Source organism: Micromonospora sp. NPDC049497, assembly GCF_044465805.1.
GTDB lineage: Bacteria > Actinomycetota > Actinomycetes > Mycobacteriales > Micromonosporaceae > Micromonospora.
On record NZ_JBITMC010000005.1, the window covers coordinates 1 to 15,629 of the forward strand.

Here is a 15,629-nt window from a genome sequence, read left to right on the forward strand (position 1 = left end):
GATGTTGCGGTACGTGCCCGCCGGCATCTTCGCCGGCTTCACCTCGTACCGGACCGCGAAATCCTCGGTGGTCTCCCCGAAGTTCCAACCGGCCCGGAACGCCGCCACGTTCGCCGCCACCAACTCCGGACGCTTGACGAACTTCCGCTCCAAAAACCGCAACGTCGACTCGTACGGCCGCGAATACATCCACGACAGCAGACCCAACGCGAACATGTTCTTCGCCCGCTCGGCGTCCTTCTTCGACACCGCCAACTCCGCCAGAGCACCCACCGTCATCGACGTCAACGCCACCGGATGCACCGCATACCCGGCCAGCGAATCATCGTCCAGCGGGCTGACCTGGTAGCCCACCTTCGCCAAATTCCGCTTCGTGAACTCGTCGGTGTTCACGATGATGTCCGCACCACGCGGCAGATCAGCCACATTCGCCTTCAACGCCGCCGGATTCATCGCCACCAACACGTTCGGCGAATCCCCCGGAGTCAAAATGTCGTAGTCGGCGAAATGCACCTGAAAACTCGACACCCCCGGAAGGGTGCCGGCAGGCGCCCGAATCTCCGCCGGGAAGTTCGGCAACGTCGAGATGTCATTACCCAACTGGGCCGTCTCCGACGTGAAACGATCACCGGTGAGCTGCATGCCATCACCGGAGTCACCGGCGAACCGGATCACGACCCGGTCGAGTTGACGGATCTGCTTGGTCACGCCTGCACCTCGCTTCGCCCGGTGCGATCGCACGGGCGGCCGAATCCGATGGTGACCTCGCCTTGCCCGGCCACGTGACCTCCTTGACGCACCCTGTAACCGCACCGCCCGTGGCTGTCCGGCCCGCTGTCGTTACTCACTTCAGAGCCTACGTCGGATCTACCGGTCAACCTGCCGGGAGGTCCGCCCGCTGGGATCGCTATCAGCCGGCTTTCATCCGCTTCTGCGGTGTTTTGCCCGGGGCGCCGTAATCCAGATCACGACCACCGCTGCCGGCCCTCGCACCGGCGTTAAGAAGGGCCCCCCGTACCACGCCAGGCGTTAACGGGGGGCCCTTCCTTGCACCTCAGTCGGTGGGGGCGGTCATCCGTCGGCGCAGCGAGGTCGTCGCGAGCGCGAGGGCCAGCACCACCAGCACCGTCGAGATCCCGATGAGGATGACCGCGGTGCGCTGGACCGACGACATCCCGCCGCCGGCACCCGCCCCGGCGCCGGCCGCCAGCACCCCCGTGGACCCGGTCGGCGCGGGCTCGGACGCCGCCGGGGTGGCCAGTGCCGCCGCCGCGGTGATCCGGAAGCTCATCTGCACCTGCCGGGCCCGGCCGCTGAGCGGGTCGAGCTTTCCGACCACCGCCCCGGCCAGTGGCGCATTGCGCTGCGCCTCCGGTGTCGCGGTCACCGGCAGCCGCACCTCGGCGGTACGCCCCGCCGGCACCGAGCCGAGGTCGCAGCGCGTACGGGTCGGGTCGACCGGGACGCACCCGGACGGGGGCGCCGGCACGGTCACCCCGGCCGGCAGGACGACCTCCACCACACCGGCGGCGTCCACCGCGCCGGTGTTGCCCAGGAGGACGGCCAGACTGCTGGCCGCGCCGCTGATGTCGAAGGCGACCTCGTTGGCCTGGAGCTTGATCCCGGGAACCGGGGGGCCGGGCGGGAAGAGGACGGCGAAGCCCTCGTTGTCGCTCACCGTGCCGCCGCCGCCGAGCGCGCTCGCGGTGACCTGCACCGAGCCGCTCAGGGGCATCTGCCGCCAGGCCTGACCGCTGACCCGGACCCGCAGGGTGGTGCTGAAGCGCGCGCCCGGCTCGCTCGTCCACGCGCCGCAGCGGTGCTCCCCGCCGCCGGTCGCGGCGCAGCCCCTCGTGCCGGCGTCGGTCACGCCGGCGGGCAGCGTGTAGCCGAGGCGGATCTCCTCGGCGACGCGGCCCGTGTTGGTGACCGTGACCCGCAGGCTGGTCACCGTCGACCGCGCGTTCCAGTACGCGGACGAGAGCGCCACGTCGCCCGTGGTGACCTGGACGCTGACCGGGCTGGCCACCGGGCCGCCCGGAGCCGGCGCGGCCGGCGGGGGCGGGGGCGGAGCCGGAGGGGCCGGAGGAGCCGGTGGCGGTGCCGCGGTCGTCGGAGCCGCGGTGGTGGGCGCGGTGGTGACCGGCGCGGGTGCGATCGTCGTCGGCACCGGCGCCGGCGCGGTGGTCGGCGGCGCCGGCGGTGACGTCTCCGGCTCCGTCGGCGGCGGGCTCGTCGGCACCGGCTCGGTGGCCGTGGGGTCCGGTGTCGGTGTCTCGTCGGCCGGATCCTCCGCCGGGTCGGTGATCGTCCCGTCGGGGGGATCCACCGGATTCGCCACGGTGACGATCGCGCCGTTGCCGGACCCGGCGACCGCCAGCTCCGGCGCGGCGGCCACTGCCAGCCCGATCGCCAGGGAGAACGTCAGCATCGAGGCGGTACGCAGATGGCGTGATCGACGGCCGGGTCGGTGGTCCAGGCGGGCCATCTGTCCTCCGTGACGATGAGTGAGGTTCTCATACTCGGTAATCGTTGCCCCAGTGCACTAGTCCTGAGCGGAAACAACTTCGTAACGTGTTCGGAGCCGGCGACCCGATCGGACGGTAGGCTGACCGACCGTGAACGGTTACCTGGGCTCGTACGCGACACTCGGGCTGTTGCTGCTCGCCAGCGTTCTCTTCTTCGTTACAGCGTTCTCAGCCAATCGGGTGTTACGTCCTGCCCGTCCGGCTGATCCTTTCGGCAAGCGAGCAGCGTACGAGTGCGGGCTCGACCCGGTCGGCGGGGACTGGGCGCAGATGCAGATCCGTTACTACGTGTACGCGTATCTCTACGTCTTGTTCGCGGTGGAGTCGGTGTTCCTCTTCCCGTGGGCCGTCGTCTTCGACCGGCCGGGCTTCGGGATGGTCACCGTGGTGGAGATGGCCCTCTTCGTGGCCGTGCTGGCGCTGGGCATCCTCTACGCCTGGCGGAAGAACATACTCCGCTGGACCTGACCGGTCACCCCGGCGCGCTCAGGCGAGCCCCCGGCGGGTCGCCACGGGCGGACGGTCGCCCCGGATCGAGGCGACCATGTCCAGCACCCGGCGGGTCGGGCGGACCTGGTGGGCGCGGAACACCCGCGCACCGAGCCAGGCCGACACGGCGGTGGCTGCCAGGGTGCCCTCCAGCCGCTCGGCGACCGGCAGGTCCAGGGTCTCCCCGATGAAGTCCTTGTTCGACAGGGCCACCAGCAGCGGCCAGCCGGTGCCGGACAGCTCGTCCAACCGCCGGGTGATCTCCAGCGAGTGACGGGTGTTCTTGCCGAAGTCGTGCGCCGGGTCGATCAGGATGCCGTCGGGGCGTACGCCCAGGGCGACCGCACGGTCGGCGAGCCCGGTCACCGTCGCGACCACGTCCGCCACGACGTCGTCGAAGGCGGCGCGGTGCGGCCTCGTGCGAGGCGCGAGCCCGCCGGCGTGCGAGCAGACCAACCCCGCCCCGGTCTCCGCCGCGACCCGGGCGAGCGCCGGATCGGCACCGGACCACGTGTCGTTGAGCAGGTCCGCCCCCGCCGCGACGGCCTCCGTCGCCACCTCCGCCCGCCAGGTGTCGATGGAGATGACCACGTCGGGGAAGGCGGCCCGGACCGCGGCGATGGTGTCGACCGTCCGGCCGATCTCCTCCGTGACGTCGACCTCGGCGCCCGGCCCGGCCTTGACCCCGCCGATGTCGATGATCTCGGCACCCTCCTCGACGGCCCGCTCCACCGCCCGCAGCGCGCTGTCCTGTGCGAAGGTCGCGCCACGGTCGAAGAACGAGTCGGGGGTGCGGTTGACGATGGCCATCACCGCCAGCTCGCCGGGGCCGAACGTCCGCCCACCGAGCCGAAGCGCCCCGGCCATGCCGCCTCCCGAAGGTCCTGACCGTCGGCATCCGCCACCGCCGGCCGGTCTACGACGCTAACCCGTCCCGACCGGCCCGGTCCCACGGGCCGGTCCGCCAGCCCCGTGCCGGCGCTCCCCGGCGTTCCGCGGCGCGGCGCGTCCCGGGTTCGCGAGTTGACCATGCCCGGTCTCAGGGGCGGGGCCGCAGGTCAGGGTGGACGGGTCGAGACCCGGGTGTGTGGAGGGCTCGCTCCGGCCCGTTGGACGTGCCACGATCTGTGACATGGGTCAGGTTCTGCTCCTGCTGGTCGTGGCGTTGACCGTCGCGGCGGTCGTGTTCGGTGTGACGGTGCTGGTCACCGGCCGGGATCCCGGCCTGGCGCCGGCGGAGCCGGACGGTCGGGCCGTGCCGCTGCCGGGCGCCCGTCCGCTGCGCGAGTCCGACGTCGGTGAGGTCCGCTTCGACACGGCGCTGCGCGGGTACCGGATGGCCCAGGTCGACCAGGCGATGCGCCGCGCGGCCTACGACATCGGTTACAAGTCGGAGCTGATCGGCGTGCTGGAGGCGGAGGTCGCCGCGTTGCGCGAGGGACGGACGGCGGACGCGGACGCGCTCCGTGCCGCCCGCGACCGCTCCGCCGGAGCCACCGCCAGCACGTCGGACGTCGCCCCGGTCGACGTCACGGGCGCCACCGACCGCACCGACGCCTCCACGTCTGGCCGCACCGACGCACCGGCACCGCCCGGCGACACCGACGCACCGTCCACCACCGGCACCCTGCACCCCGTGTCGGGCACGGCCGGCGACGACATCCCCGCGGCCGGTCGGCCGGACCGGGACGACGACGTCCCCGCCGAGGCCGGTGACCCGGCGGACCCGGTGGACGAGGCCGGGCAGCGCCGGCCGGCGGTCCGGTCGGAGTCGGCGTGAGCGGGCCGGGGCATGCCGACGACCTGGGCGAGGTGGCCCGGCGCGGTGCCGGCGAGGTCACCGCGACGGTGATCGTCGACGCGCCGGCCGAACGGGTCTTCGCGGCGTTGATCGCCTGGGAACGGCAGTCGGACTGGATTCCGTTCACGAAGGTCACGATCGTCGAGGGCGACGGCGGTGAGGGCAGCCTCATCGAGGCGGTCACCGCGATCGGGCCGGCCGTGCTCCGGGACGAGATGCGGGTCGTCCGGGTCGACGCGCCCTACGAGATCGGCGTGGTCCACTGCGGCAGGCTCCTGCGCGGGCCCGGCGTGCTGCGCTGCACCCCGCTGGAACGGGACCGGACGCAGGTGGTCTGGCACGAGTGGTTCCACGTGCCCGGTGGTGCCGCCGGCCGGGTCGCCTGGCCGCTGCTCTGGCCCGGCTCGAAGGTCAGCCTCACCCAGGCGTTGAAGAAGTTCGGCCGGATGGTCGAGCAGGGCCGCATCCCCTGACCCGGAAGCGGGTCAGGTGGCCGGCGCGGAGGCCGGCCTCGGGGCGGGTGCCGCGACCGGGGCCGTCGGCTCCGGCTCGGGTCGCCAGCCGGGGCCCCGGAGCAGGTGCCCCGCCCGCTGGCGCCAGGTGGCCGCCTCCCGTACGTCCCGGGCGATCGAGACGTACTCGTGGAAGGCGACGCGCAGCGGGTTGTAGGTGCCGATGTTCTTGGTCAGCCCGTAGACACAGCGCTCCTTCTCCGCCGCGAACGAGCCGAAGAGCCGGTCCCAGACGATGAGGATGCCGCCGAAGTTGCGGTCCAGGTAGCCGCCCTGCGAGGCGTGGTGCACGCGGTGGTGCGACGGCGTGTTGAAGACGAACTCGTACCAGCGGGGCAGCCGGTCGATCCGCTCGGTGTGGATCCAGAACTGGTAGAGCAGGTTGACCGAGCCGCAGAAGGCGAGGACCGCCGGGTGCACCCCGGCGAGGATCAGCGGGACGTAGAAGACCCAGCTGGTCAGGCCGGTCCACGGCTGGCGCAGGGCGGTGGAGAGGTTGAACCGCTGCGACGAGTGGTGCACCACGTGCGACGCCCAGAGGATGCGGACCACGTGGTGGCTGCGGTGCGACCAGTAGTAGAAGAAGTCCTGCGCCAGCAGCACCAGCGGCCAGCTCCACCACACCTCCGCGACGCGCAGCGGGGTGAGCGTGAAGAGCAGCGCGTACGCCGCCGCGATCGGGATCTTCCACAGCAGGTCGGTGAAGACGCTGCCCAGGCCCATGGCCAGGCTGGTGGCGGTGTCGGCGGCCGAGTAGCCGACCTCGTCGTCGTCGCGGTGCAGCAGGTACGACACCCGTTCCAGCACGACCAGCAGCAGGAAGGCCGGGATCGACCAGGCGATGACGTCCGGGAACTCCCTCATGCCACCAGCACCTTAGGCAGCGTTCGGGTCCGAGGCAATGGCCTGTCGGTGGGTTGCCCTAGCGTGGGGGAGTGACTGACCTGGTGATCGGCCCCGACGGCCTGTCCCGCTGCGCCTGGGGCGCGAGCACCCCCGACTACGCCGTCTACCACGACGCCGAGTGGGGGCGACCGTTGCGCGGCGACGACGCCCTCTACGAGCGGATGACCCTGGAGGCGTTCCAGTCCGGCCTGTCCTGGCTGACCATCCTGCGCAAGCGTCCCGCGTTCCGGCTCGCCTTCGACGGGTTCCACATCGAGACGGTGGCCGCCTACACCGAGGCGGACACCGCCCGGCTGCTCGCCGACGCCGGCATCGTCCGCAACCGCGCGAAGATCGAGGCGGCGGTCGCCAACGCCCGTGCCGCCCTGGAGCTGCCCGACGGGCTCTCGGCGCTGCTCTGGTCCTTCGCGCCGCCGCCCCGGCCGACCCACCCCACCTCGTTCGCGGAGGTGCCCGCGCTCACCCCGGAGTCCACGGCGATGGCCAAGGCGCTGAAGAAGCGCGGCTTCCGGTTCGTGGGCCCCACCACGGCGTACGCGCTGATGCAGGCCACCGGAATGGTCGACGATCACCTTGCCGGCTGCCACGTCGTGTCGGCCGGTGCGGCGTGATGGGATGGGGGCATGAGCACCGACACCGCGCCACGGACCGACCCGATCCGTCCCGCCGGGGGCACGGGAGCCTGGGCCGTGCTGCTGCCGGCGGGGCGCTACGAGGCGGAGCGGCTCGTCCACCACGACACGCTGGAGCTGACCGGCCTGGACGGTGACGCCCGTCCCCGCCGTGGCGACGAGGTCGCCGTGCTGGCCGACGCGCCGCCCCGCCTGGTGGCGCTGGGCCGGGTCGTGACCGGCGGCGGGGAGCAGCGGGAGGACCCGGAGGACCCGGAGTCCGACCGGTTCGGCGGGACGCTGGTGGTGGCGTACACCCGGCGGGTCTTCGACGAGCCGGTGCCGGCCGACGCGCTGACGCTCGACGGGCGGGTCACCGCACTGGACCCGGCCGTCTTCCGCGAGCTGGCCGACCGGGTCGGCCCGCCGCCGCTGCGGCGGTCCTGGCTGGTCAGCCTCGACCTGCCGATCGAGGCCGACTCGCCGGCCGAGGCGGTCCGGCTGTTCTGGGCGTACGTGCAGGAGCTGGGCCCGCGCGAGCTGCCCGCCTTCGTTTCGCCGTCCGGTGACGAGCTGGCCATGCAGGCGTTCGTGCTCGGCGCCGAGGCCAACCAGGACCCGGAGGAGGACGACTGACCCACCCGCCGCGCGGCGGGTGGGTCAGGAGCGGATCGCGCTCAGTGCCCCTCGAAGACCGGCTTCTGCTTGTTCACGAAGGCCATCGTGGCGGAGCGGTGGTCGGCGGTGCCTCCGCAGATGGACTGCGCCTGCGCCTCGGCGGCGAGCGCGTCGGCGAGGGTGCCGGCGTCGGCGATGGAGAGCTGCCGCTTGATCGCCCCGTACGCGATGGTCGGACCGGCGGCGAGCCGGGCGGCGAGCTCCTGCGCTGCCGGCAGCACCTCCTCGTCGTCGGCCACCAGGCGGTTCAGCAGGCCCAGGTGGCAGGCCTCCTCGGCGCGTACCGGCTCGGCGAGCATCAGCAGCTCGACCGCCTTGGCGTGGCCGACCAGCCGGGGCAGCGTCCAGGAGGCGCCGGTGTCCGCGGCGAGGCCCACCTTGGCGAACGCCATGAGGAAGCTGGTCGAGGGCCCGCCGATGCGGATGTCGGCCAGGAAGGCCAGCGAGGCGCCGGCCCCGGCGGCCATTCCCCGGACGGCGGCGACGACCGGCTTGGGTAGGTTGGCCAGCCGGGCGGCGATCGGGTTGTAGTGCGCCCGGACCGTGTCCAGCGGGTTGCCGGTGGTCGACTCCAGGGTCTGCACGTGCTCGCGCAGGTCCTGCCCGGCGCTGAACGACCCGCCCGCCCCGGCGAGCACCACCGCGCGGCACGACCGGTCGGTCTCCAGCTCCGCGAGGGTGTCCCGGAGGGCCTCCTTGAGCGCCACGTCGAGGGCGTTCATCGCGGTCGGGCGGTTCAGGGTGAGGGTGACCACGGCGTCGGTGCGGTCGACGAGCAGCGGCTCGGTCACGGTGTCAACGACCCTTCTGTCGGGCGAGGCGGTTACCGGCGTCGAGGCACGACTCGACGTACCGGTCGGCGGCCGGCCGGAGCCGGGCCGCGTGGCGGTCGAAGAAACTGGCCGCGGCGGTGCCGGGCCAGCGCTCGGGGAGCAGCGCCGGTGGCAGTTGCGGGTCCCGGAACAGGAAGGTACGCCACGCGTGCACGAGCCGGAACCGGGCCGCGTACGCCTCCTCGTCCGGGCTGCGGGTGGTCAGGCCGCCCAGCAGTGGACGCTGCTCGGCGACGAACTGCTCGTACGCCCGGCCGATCTCGGCCAGGTCCCAGGCCCGGCGGACGACGCCCATGGCGCCGGGCGTGCCGGCGGTGTGGGCGGCGGTGAACCGTTCGTAGCGCACGCCCGCCTCGTCGAGCAGCAGGTCGACGTCCTCACCGGGCCGCGTGGCGACCCAGGTGCACTCGTCCAGCGTGCCGTAGCCGAGGAAGGTCAGGTTCGCGGCGAGCCGCTGGCGCTCCCGGCGCGAGGTGGGCGCCTCCAGGACGAGCAGGTCGAACCGGCCGTCCCAGGTGATCCGGCCGGTGCGGTAGATCCGGGCGGCCGCCTCGTCGAGGCGACGCGCGGCTTTCGGTGTGATCGAATATCCCGGCCCGGAGCTGAGCCGGAGCGGTTCGAGCCATCCCTGGCGCACCATCCGGGACACCGCCGTACGCACCGCCGGCGGGGCGACGCCCAGCGGTGCGAGCAACTTGACCAGGGCGGAGACCGGTGCCCGGCCACCCCTCGGTCGGAGGTAGTCGCCGTACAGGTCGAAGAGTGCCGACCGTGCCTGCATGACCGCACATTGTGACAGGCCTTCTCAAGATAAGCTAGATGCTGTTACATCAATGCTGCTTCGGTTTGGGTCCGGCGGTGTTCATCAGGGAAAATCGTTGGTCGACACCCCCGCACCGGTTGCGGGTGGTCATGGCGAAGTGGCTGTGGGGCAACCCACCGACCCTGGTTCAGGTCTGAGGGGAGACAACATGGCGGCGATGAAGCCGCGGACGGGCGACGGTCCGCTGGAAGTCACCAAGGAGGGTCGGGGCATCGTCATGCGGGTCCCGCTGGAGGGTGGTGGCCGGCTCGTCGTCGAGATGACTCCCGACGAGGCCAACGCACTCGGTGACGCGCTGAAGGCGGCCGCCGGCTGATGAAGGAGCGGTCCGCGCGCAGGCGCGGGCGGTTCGTCGAGCCCTGAGCCACCGGCGACGCCGGTGGCTCAGGGTCTTCGTTTCCGTGGGGCCGGGCCCCACGACGTCCCCGCGGGGTCCGCGACCCCCGCGATCTTCCTGGAGGTACGGCCCCGCGTGCTCGCCATCCGTCTGCTCGCCGAGCCCGAGCGGCTCGACACCCTCGCCCTGCCCGTCCGACCGGCCCGCGGGGAGGAGTCACGACCGGAGCCGGTGTCCGTCACCACGGCACTGCCGGCCGGTGTCGTCGAGGAGGTCGCCGCACTGGTCCCCGCCACCCGGCTGACCGGCGCGCCGGGCGAGACGTACGCACACCTGCGGCCCGGACGGACCCCCGGCCGACTGCTGCTGGTCGGCACCGGCGACGGCGACGAGGCGGCCTGGCGACGCGCCGGCGCGGCCCTCGCCCGCGCGGCGCGGGATGAGACGTACATCACGTTCGCCCTGCCGGACGACGCCTCCCCGGCGGCGGTGCGTGGTCTCGTCGAGGGGCTGCTGCTCGCGTCGTACCGGTTCCGCCTGACCGACGCCGGCCCGACGCCGTCGCTGACCGACGTGGACCTGGTGGTCGCCGATCCGGCCACCCACGCCGACGCCGTCGAGGCGGCCCGCACCACCGGCCGGATGACCGCCCTGGCCCGTGACCTCACCAACATGCCCTCCTCTGTGAAGAACCCGCAGTGGTTCGCCGAGCAGGTGCGCGCTGCCGCGGCCGACCTGCCCGACCTGACCCTGCGGGTACGCGAGCCGGCCGACCTGGCCGCCGAGGGCTTCGGCGGCATCCTCGCCGTCGGCGCCGGCTCGGTTAACGGTCCACGCCTGGTCGAGCTGGACTGGCACCCCGCCGGGGCGACCACCCACGTGGTGCTCGTCGGTAAGGGCATCACCTTCGACACCGGCGGCATCTCGATCAAGCCGGTGCCGGCGATGAAGCTCATGCGCAAGGACATGGCCGGTGCCGCGGCGGTCGTCGGGGCCACCCTCGGCGCGGCGGCGCTGCGCCTGCCCGTACGGGTCACCACGCTCGCCCCGCTGGCCGAGAACATGGTCAGCGGCTCCGCGTTCCGCCCCGGCGACGTCGTCCGGCACTACGGCGGTGTGACCAGCGAGACCACCAACTCCGACGCGGAGGGCCGGCTGGTCCTCGCCGACGCGCTCGCGTACGCCGTGCGGGAACTCAAGCCCGACCTGCTGGTCGACCTGGCCACGCTGACCGGCGCGAACGCGGTGGCACTCGGCAAACGTCACGGCGCCCTGTACAGCGAGAACGACGGGCTCGCGGCCGACGTGCTGGCGGCGGTCGACGCGGCCGGCGAGGCGGCGTGGCGGATGCCGCTGCCCGCCGACTACGTCGAGTACCTCGGCAGCGACCTCGCCGACCTGCACAGCTCCCCGGACCGGGGCGCCGGGTCGGTGACCGCCGCCCTGTACCTGCGGGAGTTCACCGGTGACCTGCGGGACCGGTGGCTGCACATCGACATGTCCGCGCCGTCCTGGGCCGACGGCGACGACGCCGAACTGACCGGCGGCGCGACCGGGTGGGGCGTACGCTCCCTGCTCCGCTGGCTGGCAACCCTCCGCTGACGTTCCCCGCGCGCCGCCCCGGCGTGCCGCCCCGCGCGCCGCCCGGCGTGCCCCCGGCGTCCGCGCAGTTTCACCGAAAGCGTGCCCATTCCGTGTCGGATGGCCACTTGTTCCGTGAAACTGCGCGGCGCAGAGGTCAGGGCCGGGCGGTCAGCACTTGACGGCGGCGAGCAGGCCGTGGCCTAGGGGCAGCATCGCCGGGATCCAGTGCTCGGACTCCCGCAGCGCCTTGATCGTCTCGCGGATGGTGACCGTCTCGACGTCCCGGGCGGCCGGGTCACCGATCCGGCCGCCGGCCATCGTGCCGTTCAGGGCCAGGACGCCCCCCGGCCGCAGCAGGCGCAGCGCGGCGTCCACGCAGGCGGCGAAGCCGGTCGACTCCGCGTCGACGAAGACCAGGTCGTACGCGCCGTCCGCGAGCCGGGGCAGCACGTCCAGCGCGCGGCCGGTGATGATCCGGGTCCGCCCCGGGGGGAAGCCCGCCTCGACGAAGATGCGGCGGGCGATCCGCTGGTGCTCCACCTCGACGTCGATGGTGGTGAGCACGCCGTCGGCCCGCATGCCGCGCAGCAGCCACACGCCGCTCACCCCGGTGCCGGTGCCGATCTCCACCACCGCCCGGGCGTTGCCGGCCGCGGCCAGCAGCCGCAGCGCGGCCCCCGAGCCGGGCGTGACCGCCTCGATGCCGACCTCGTGGGCGAGGCTGCGGGCCGTCCGCAGGACGAGGTCCTCGGTCACGTACGACTCGGCGAACTGCACAGCCGGGCTCGTCGAACTGCCGGAACCGGCGACCGTGGCGATGGGACACCTCCGGGCGGCGCGTGTGGTGCGGGGCGGGTGGGCACTGTGAGCCTAGAGGCGGCCTCCGGAGGGCGCAGCCGCGCGTCCGCCACCGACGATCACGAGGGGCAACCGCTGACTCCACGCGTGGCATCCGTGTAATCCTGGAAGCGGTGTCCCGCCGATCGCCACCCGGCCCCTCCCGGGTCGTGGAGCGGGGGACCGGGGGACGGAGTGGGAGGCACCGACGTGACCGACGGCTGGGACTGGCGCCGGCCCGGGGGACACCCGGCACCGGCGCGACCGCCGGGGTCGGCGTATCCGCCGGCGGGGCCGCCGACGGCGTCGCAGGGCCCCGGCAGCGGCGGTACGTCGCCGTGGTGGAGTGACGCACTCGCCGACCCGTGGCGGGACCCGGCGGCGCCGGCCGCGGTCGTGGTGCCCGCTCCGGCCGGCACCGGGACGGATCCGGAGCCGGTCGTCGACCCCGACGCGCCCGGCCGGCCCACCCTGCGGCAGTTGCTGATCGTCCCGCTGGTCACCGCGTTGCTCGCGGGCGCCCTGGGCGGTGCCCTCGGGTACGCCTTCGCGGTGCGCGGCGGCGCGGGCGTCGGCACCGTGCTCGGTGCCGGTGCCACCGAGGCGCCGGGTCTCGCCCAGCGGCGACCCGAGTCACTGGCCGGGGTGGCCGAACGCGTCCTGCCCAGCGTGGTCACCGTCCGGGTGGCCAGCCTCGGCGGCACCAGCGAGGGCTCGGGCTTCATCGTCAGCGCCGACGGCCACGTGATCACGAACGACCACGTGCTGGCCACCGCCACCGGCCGGGCCGCGGTGATCTTCAACGACGGCAGCTCGGCCCCCGCCGAGATCGTGGGGCAGGATCCGGAATCGGACATCGCGGTGATCAAGGTGGCCAAGTCCGGCCTGCGTCCCGTCGAGTTCGGCGATTCCGACGCCCTGGCCGTGGGTGACCCGGTGCTGGCCATCGGCTCGCCGCTGTCGCTGGCCAACACGGTCACCGCCGGCATCGTGAGCGCCCTCGACCGGACCATGCAGGCGGGTGAGCCGGGCGGGCCGACGCGGTACTACGCGGCGATCCAGACCGACGCGGCGGTGAACCACGGCAACTCGGGCGGCCCGCTGGTCGACGGAGCCGGCCGGGTGATCGGCGTCAACTCGACGATCAAGTCACTGGTCGCGGACGGGCAGGAGGCGGGCAACATCGGTCTCGCCTTCGCCATCCCCATCAACCAGGCCAAGCGCGTCACCCAGGACATCATCGGCACCGGCAAGGCCCGCCGTACGGTCATCGGGGCCCAGGTCGGTGGTCCCGGCCTGGGCGGCGGCGCCGGCGTACGCCTGGCGTCCGTGGAGCCGTCCGGCCCGGCGGCCGGTGCCGGGCTGAAGGCCGGCGACGTCATCCTCAAGCTCAACGGACGCCCGATGACGGAACCGACCGACCTGATCGCCCTGGTGCGGAAGTTCGCGCCCGGGTCGGTGGTGACGGTCGAGTACCGGCGCGGGTCGGCCCGCCAGAACGCCTCGGTGACCCTCGCCGCAGATGCGAAGTGAGCGGCGCGACCCCCTCCCCGGTGCGGGGGTGACGTGCGTAGGCTTGCCCTGACGCCGAGAGGAGGCCCGTGCGGTGTTCGACAACCTGAACTGGTGGGAGATCGGTGCGCTGCTGCTCCTGGCGCTGTTGATCTTCGGTGACCGGTTGCCCGCGGTCATCAACGACGGCCTGCGGATGGTGCGGAACCTGCGCAGGATGGCCAGTAACGCCACCACCGACCTGAGCCGCGAGCTGGGCACGGACATCCAGCTGGAGGACCTGCACCCGAAGGCGTTCATCCGCAAGCACCTCCTCAGCGAGGAGGACGAGGCGGCGATCCGGAAGCCGCTGCAGGGCGTCTACGACAACCTTCGCGCGGACGTGACCGGCGTGCACAACGAGCTGAAGGACGTCGCCTCGGCGGCGGACCTGCGCGGAAACGGCCACCGCCCGGCGACGGCCACCGACGGCGGCGCACCCACCCCGGCTCCCGCCCCCCGCGTCAGCTACGACGACGCCACCTGACACCGGTTCGTCTTTCGCCTTGTGACGGGGCGGATCGGGGGACGTCCGGTCGGGCCTGTTCGGTCTTCAGGGCGTGCGCGCCCAGGCCGGGCAGGGACCCACGCGGGGCGGCCTACGAAGCGGGTCGGTCTCCGGGCACCGCACCTCCACGCCGGGTCGGTCTCGCGCGCTCGGCGTGCCCAGGATGTGGTCGGTTCCATCCGTCATCCGGAACGGGAAGCAAGATCCACTCGACGTGAATGATGTCGGGGTATCCGAGGCGTCCGGACACCCCGACATCAAGGACATCGAGTGGATCTTGCGATTCGGCCGCCCTGACCCGTCAGACGGGGCGGGCCCGGCCACCCGGGGCGGGCCCGGCCACCCGGGGCGGGCCCGGCCACCCGGGGCGGTCAGTGGGTCAGCGGCCGGCGGGCTTGAGGCCCAGCGGCTTGCCGAGCAGGGACTCGCGGCGCAGGGCGAGCCGGTCGGCGACCTGACCCAGCGCCTTCGCGGCCGGCGACTCCGGCTCGGCGAGCACGATCGGGGTGCCCTCGTCGCCGGCCTCGCGGACCCGGGTGTCGAGGGGGATCTGACCGAGCAGCGGCACCTGCGCGCCGATCGTCTGGGTCAGCGAGTCCGCGACCGTCTGGCCGCCGCCGGCACCGAAGATCTCCATCCGGGAACCGTCCGGCAGCTCCAGCCAGGACATGTTCTCGATGACGCCGACCACCCGCTGGTGGGTCTGGAGCGCGATCGCGCCGGCCCGCTCCGCCACCTCGGCGGCGGCGGCCTGCGGCGTGGTGACGACCAGGATCTCCGAGTTCGGCAGGAGCTGGGCGAGGGAGATGGCCACGTCGCCGGTGCCCGGGGGCAGGTCGAGCAGGAGCACGTCGAGGTCGCCCCAGTAGACGTCGGCGAGGAACTGCTGGAGCGCCCGGTGCAGCATCGGGCCCCGCCAGACCACCGCGGCGTTGCCGGCGGTGAACATGCCGATCGAGATCACCTTCACGCCGTGCGACTGCGGCGGCATGATCATGTCCTCGACGCGGGTGGGACGGCCGTCCGCGCCCAGCATGCGGGGCACCGAGTGGCCGTAGATGTCCGCGTCCACCACGCCGACGGAGAGGCCCCGGGCGGCCAGCGCCGCAGCCAGGTTGACCGTCACGCTGGACTTGCCGACGCCGCCCTTGCCGCTGGCGACCGCGTACACGCGGGTGCGGGAGCCGGGCTGGGCGAACGGGATGACGGGCTCCTCGGCGCCGGAGCCGCCGCGCAGCTTCGCCTGGAGTTCCTGCCGCTGCTCGGGGCTCATCACGCCGAACTCGATCGCGACGCCGGTCACGCCGGGCACCGCGCCGACGGCGGCGGTGATGTCGGAACGCAGCTTGTCCTTCAGCGGGCAGCCGGCCACGGTGAGCAGCAACTCGACCCGGACCACGCCGTCGTCGCCGACCTCGGCGGAGCGGACCATGCCCAGCTCGGTGATGGGCCGGCGGATCTCCGGGTCGTTGACGGTGGCCAGCGCGGCCTGGATCGCGTCGGACACGGTGCTGACGGGTGCTGACATGCCGGCAATGCTACGTCGGCGCCGATCGTGCCCCGCGCTCAGCAGGGACCGGTGTGAGCCAATCGATGGACCGGCCAGGGCTGGACGGCGTACGTCCCGAAGT

At 73.1% G+C, this 15,629-nt stretch carries 17 protein-coding genes; 9 read left to right on the plus strand and 8 right to left on the minus strand.

All coding sequences use genetic code 11. The features are described from left to right. Both ACIBR0_RS09345 and ACIBR0_RS09350 read right to left on the minus strand, forming a co-directional pair. On the minus strand, window positions 1–708 hold a 708-nt coding region (locus ACIBR0_RS09345), incomplete at its 3' end, for a 2-oxoacid:acceptor oxidoreductase family protein (protein ID WP_396713840.1). Between the two features lie 346 nt (window positions 709–1,054). After that, the gene (locus ACIBR0_RS09350) at window positions 1,055–2,488 is read right to left on the minus strand and encodes a hypothetical protein (protein ID WP_396713842.1); all 1,434 of its coding nucleotides are present in this window, start codon (window positions 2,486–2,488) and stop codon (window positions 1,055–1,057) included. A 130-nt stretch (window positions 2,489–2,618) separates the two neighbouring features. Here ACIBR0_RS09350 and ndhC point away from each other — a divergent pair, with 130 nt between their 5' ends. Next, window positions 2,619–2,996 (plus strand): NADH-quinone oxidoreductase subunit A, encoded by a 378-nt coding sequence (gene ndhC, locus ACIBR0_RS09355; RefSeq protein WP_357037634.1) that lies wholly within the window; start codon window positions 2,619–2,621, stop codon window positions 2,994–2,996. 18 nt (window positions 2,997–3,014) lie between these two features. Here the strand turns inward: ndhC and folP are convergent, their stop codons facing one another. Next, entirely contained in the window at window positions 3,015–3,884 is an 870-nt protein-coding gene (folP, locus tag ACIBR0_RS09360; RefSeq protein WP_396713844.1) for a dihydropteroate synthase, read from the minus strand. 265 nt (window positions 3,885–4,149) lie between these two features. On the opposite strand from folP, the gene ACIBR0_RS09365 reads away from it, so the two are divergent. Together ACIBR0_RS09365 and ACIBR0_RS09370 are read left to right on the plus strand one after the other, a co-directional pair. Next, window positions 4,150–4,797, plus strand: a complete 648-nt coding sequence (locus tag ACIBR0_RS09365; protein WP_396713846.1) for a DivIVA domain-containing protein — start codon at window positions 4,150–4,152, stop codon at window positions 4,795–4,797. Next, window positions 4,794–5,291, plus strand: coding sequence for an SRPBCC family protein (locus ACIBR0_RS09370; protein ID WP_396713848.1), 498 nt, complete (start codon window positions 4,794–4,796; stop codon window positions 5,289–5,291). The genes ACIBR0_RS09365 and ACIBR0_RS09370 overlap by 4 nt, the downstream gene beginning before the upstream one ends. Window positions 5,292–5,303: 12 nt before the next feature. Here the strand turns inward: ACIBR0_RS09370 and ACIBR0_RS09375 are convergent, their stop codons facing one another. Then, window positions 5,304–6,194: a sterol desaturase family protein gene (locus ACIBR0_RS09375; RefSeq protein ID WP_396713850.1), complete on the minus strand. Its 891-nt coding sequence runs from the start codon at window positions 6,192–6,194 to the stop codon at window positions 5,304–5,306. 71 nt (window positions 6,195–6,265) lie between these two features. On the opposite strand from ACIBR0_RS09375, the gene ACIBR0_RS09380 reads away from it, so the two are divergent. Together ACIBR0_RS09380 and ACIBR0_RS09385 are read left to right on the plus strand one after the other, a co-directional pair. Next, window positions 6,266–6,847, plus strand: a complete 582-nt coding sequence (locus ACIBR0_RS09380; protein WP_396713852.1) for a DNA-3-methyladenine glycosylase I — start codon at window positions 6,266–6,268, stop codon at window positions 6,845–6,847. A gap of 12 nt (window positions 6,848–6,859) precedes the next feature. Further along, a complete protein-coding gene (locus tag ACIBR0_RS09385; RefSeq protein ID WP_396713854.1) occupies window positions 6,860–7,483 on the plus strand; it encodes a hypothetical protein in 624 nt (207 codons plus the stop codon). Window positions 7,484–7,524: 41 nt separating this feature from the next. Here the strand turns inward: ACIBR0_RS09385 and ACIBR0_RS09390 are convergent, their stop codons facing one another. Continuing rightward, complete coding sequence (locus ACIBR0_RS09390; RefSeq protein WP_357037144.1) at window positions 7,525–8,316, minus strand: enoyl-CoA hydratase-related protein; 792 nt, start codon at window positions 8,314–8,316, stop codon at window positions 7,525–7,527. Between the two features lie 4 nt (window positions 8,317–8,320). Continuing rightward, the gene (locus ACIBR0_RS09395; RefSeq protein ID WP_396713856.1) at window positions 8,321–9,139 is read right to left on the minus strand and encodes a PaaX family transcriptional regulator C-terminal domain-containing protein; all 819 of its coding nucleotides are present in this window, start codon (window positions 9,137–9,139) and stop codon (window positions 8,321–8,323) included. Between the two features lie 190 nt (window positions 9,140–9,329). Here ACIBR0_RS09395 and ACIBR0_RS09400 point away from each other — a divergent pair, with 190 nt between their 5' ends. Next, window positions 9,330–9,497, plus strand: coding sequence for a DUF3117 domain-containing protein (locus ACIBR0_RS09400; RefSeq protein ID WP_007455245.1), 168 nt, complete (start codon window positions 9,330–9,332; stop codon window positions 9,495–9,497). Between the two features lie 156 nt (window positions 9,498–9,653). Then, a complete protein-coding gene (locus ACIBR0_RS09405; RefSeq protein ID WP_396713858.1) occupies window positions 9,654–11,120 on the plus strand; it encodes a leucyl aminopeptidase family protein in 1,467 nt (488 codons plus the stop codon). Between the two features lie 150 nt (window positions 11,121–11,270). Here the strand turns inward: ACIBR0_RS09405 and ACIBR0_RS09410 are convergent, their stop codons facing one another. Then, window positions 11,271–11,858 (minus strand): O-methyltransferase, encoded by a 588-nt coding sequence (locus tag ACIBR0_RS09410; RefSeq protein WP_396714326.1) that lies wholly within the window; start codon window positions 11,856–11,858, stop codon window positions 11,271–11,273. Window positions 11,859–12,134: 276 nt separating this feature from the next. Here ACIBR0_RS09410 and ACIBR0_RS09415 point away from each other — a divergent pair, with 276 nt between their 5' ends. Beyond that, a complete protein-coding gene (locus tag ACIBR0_RS09415; RefSeq protein ID WP_396713860.1) occupies window positions 12,135–13,472 on the plus strand; it encodes a S1C family serine protease in 1,338 nt (445 codons plus the stop codon). 73 nt (window positions 13,473–13,545) lie between these two features. Then, entirely contained in the window at window positions 13,546–13,977 is a 432-nt protein-coding gene (locus ACIBR0_RS09420; RefSeq protein WP_357028735.1) for a preprotein translocase subunit TatB, read from the plus strand. A 400-nt stretch (window positions 13,978–14,377) separates the two neighbouring features. On the opposite strand, the gene ACIBR0_RS09425 is transcribed toward ACIBR0_RS09420, so the two are convergent. Further along, entirely contained in the window at window positions 14,378–15,526 is a 1,149-nt protein-coding gene (locus tag ACIBR0_RS09425; protein ID WP_396713862.1) for an Mrp/NBP35 family ATP-binding protein, read from the minus strand. Window positions 15,527–15,629 lie beyond the last annotated feature (103 nt).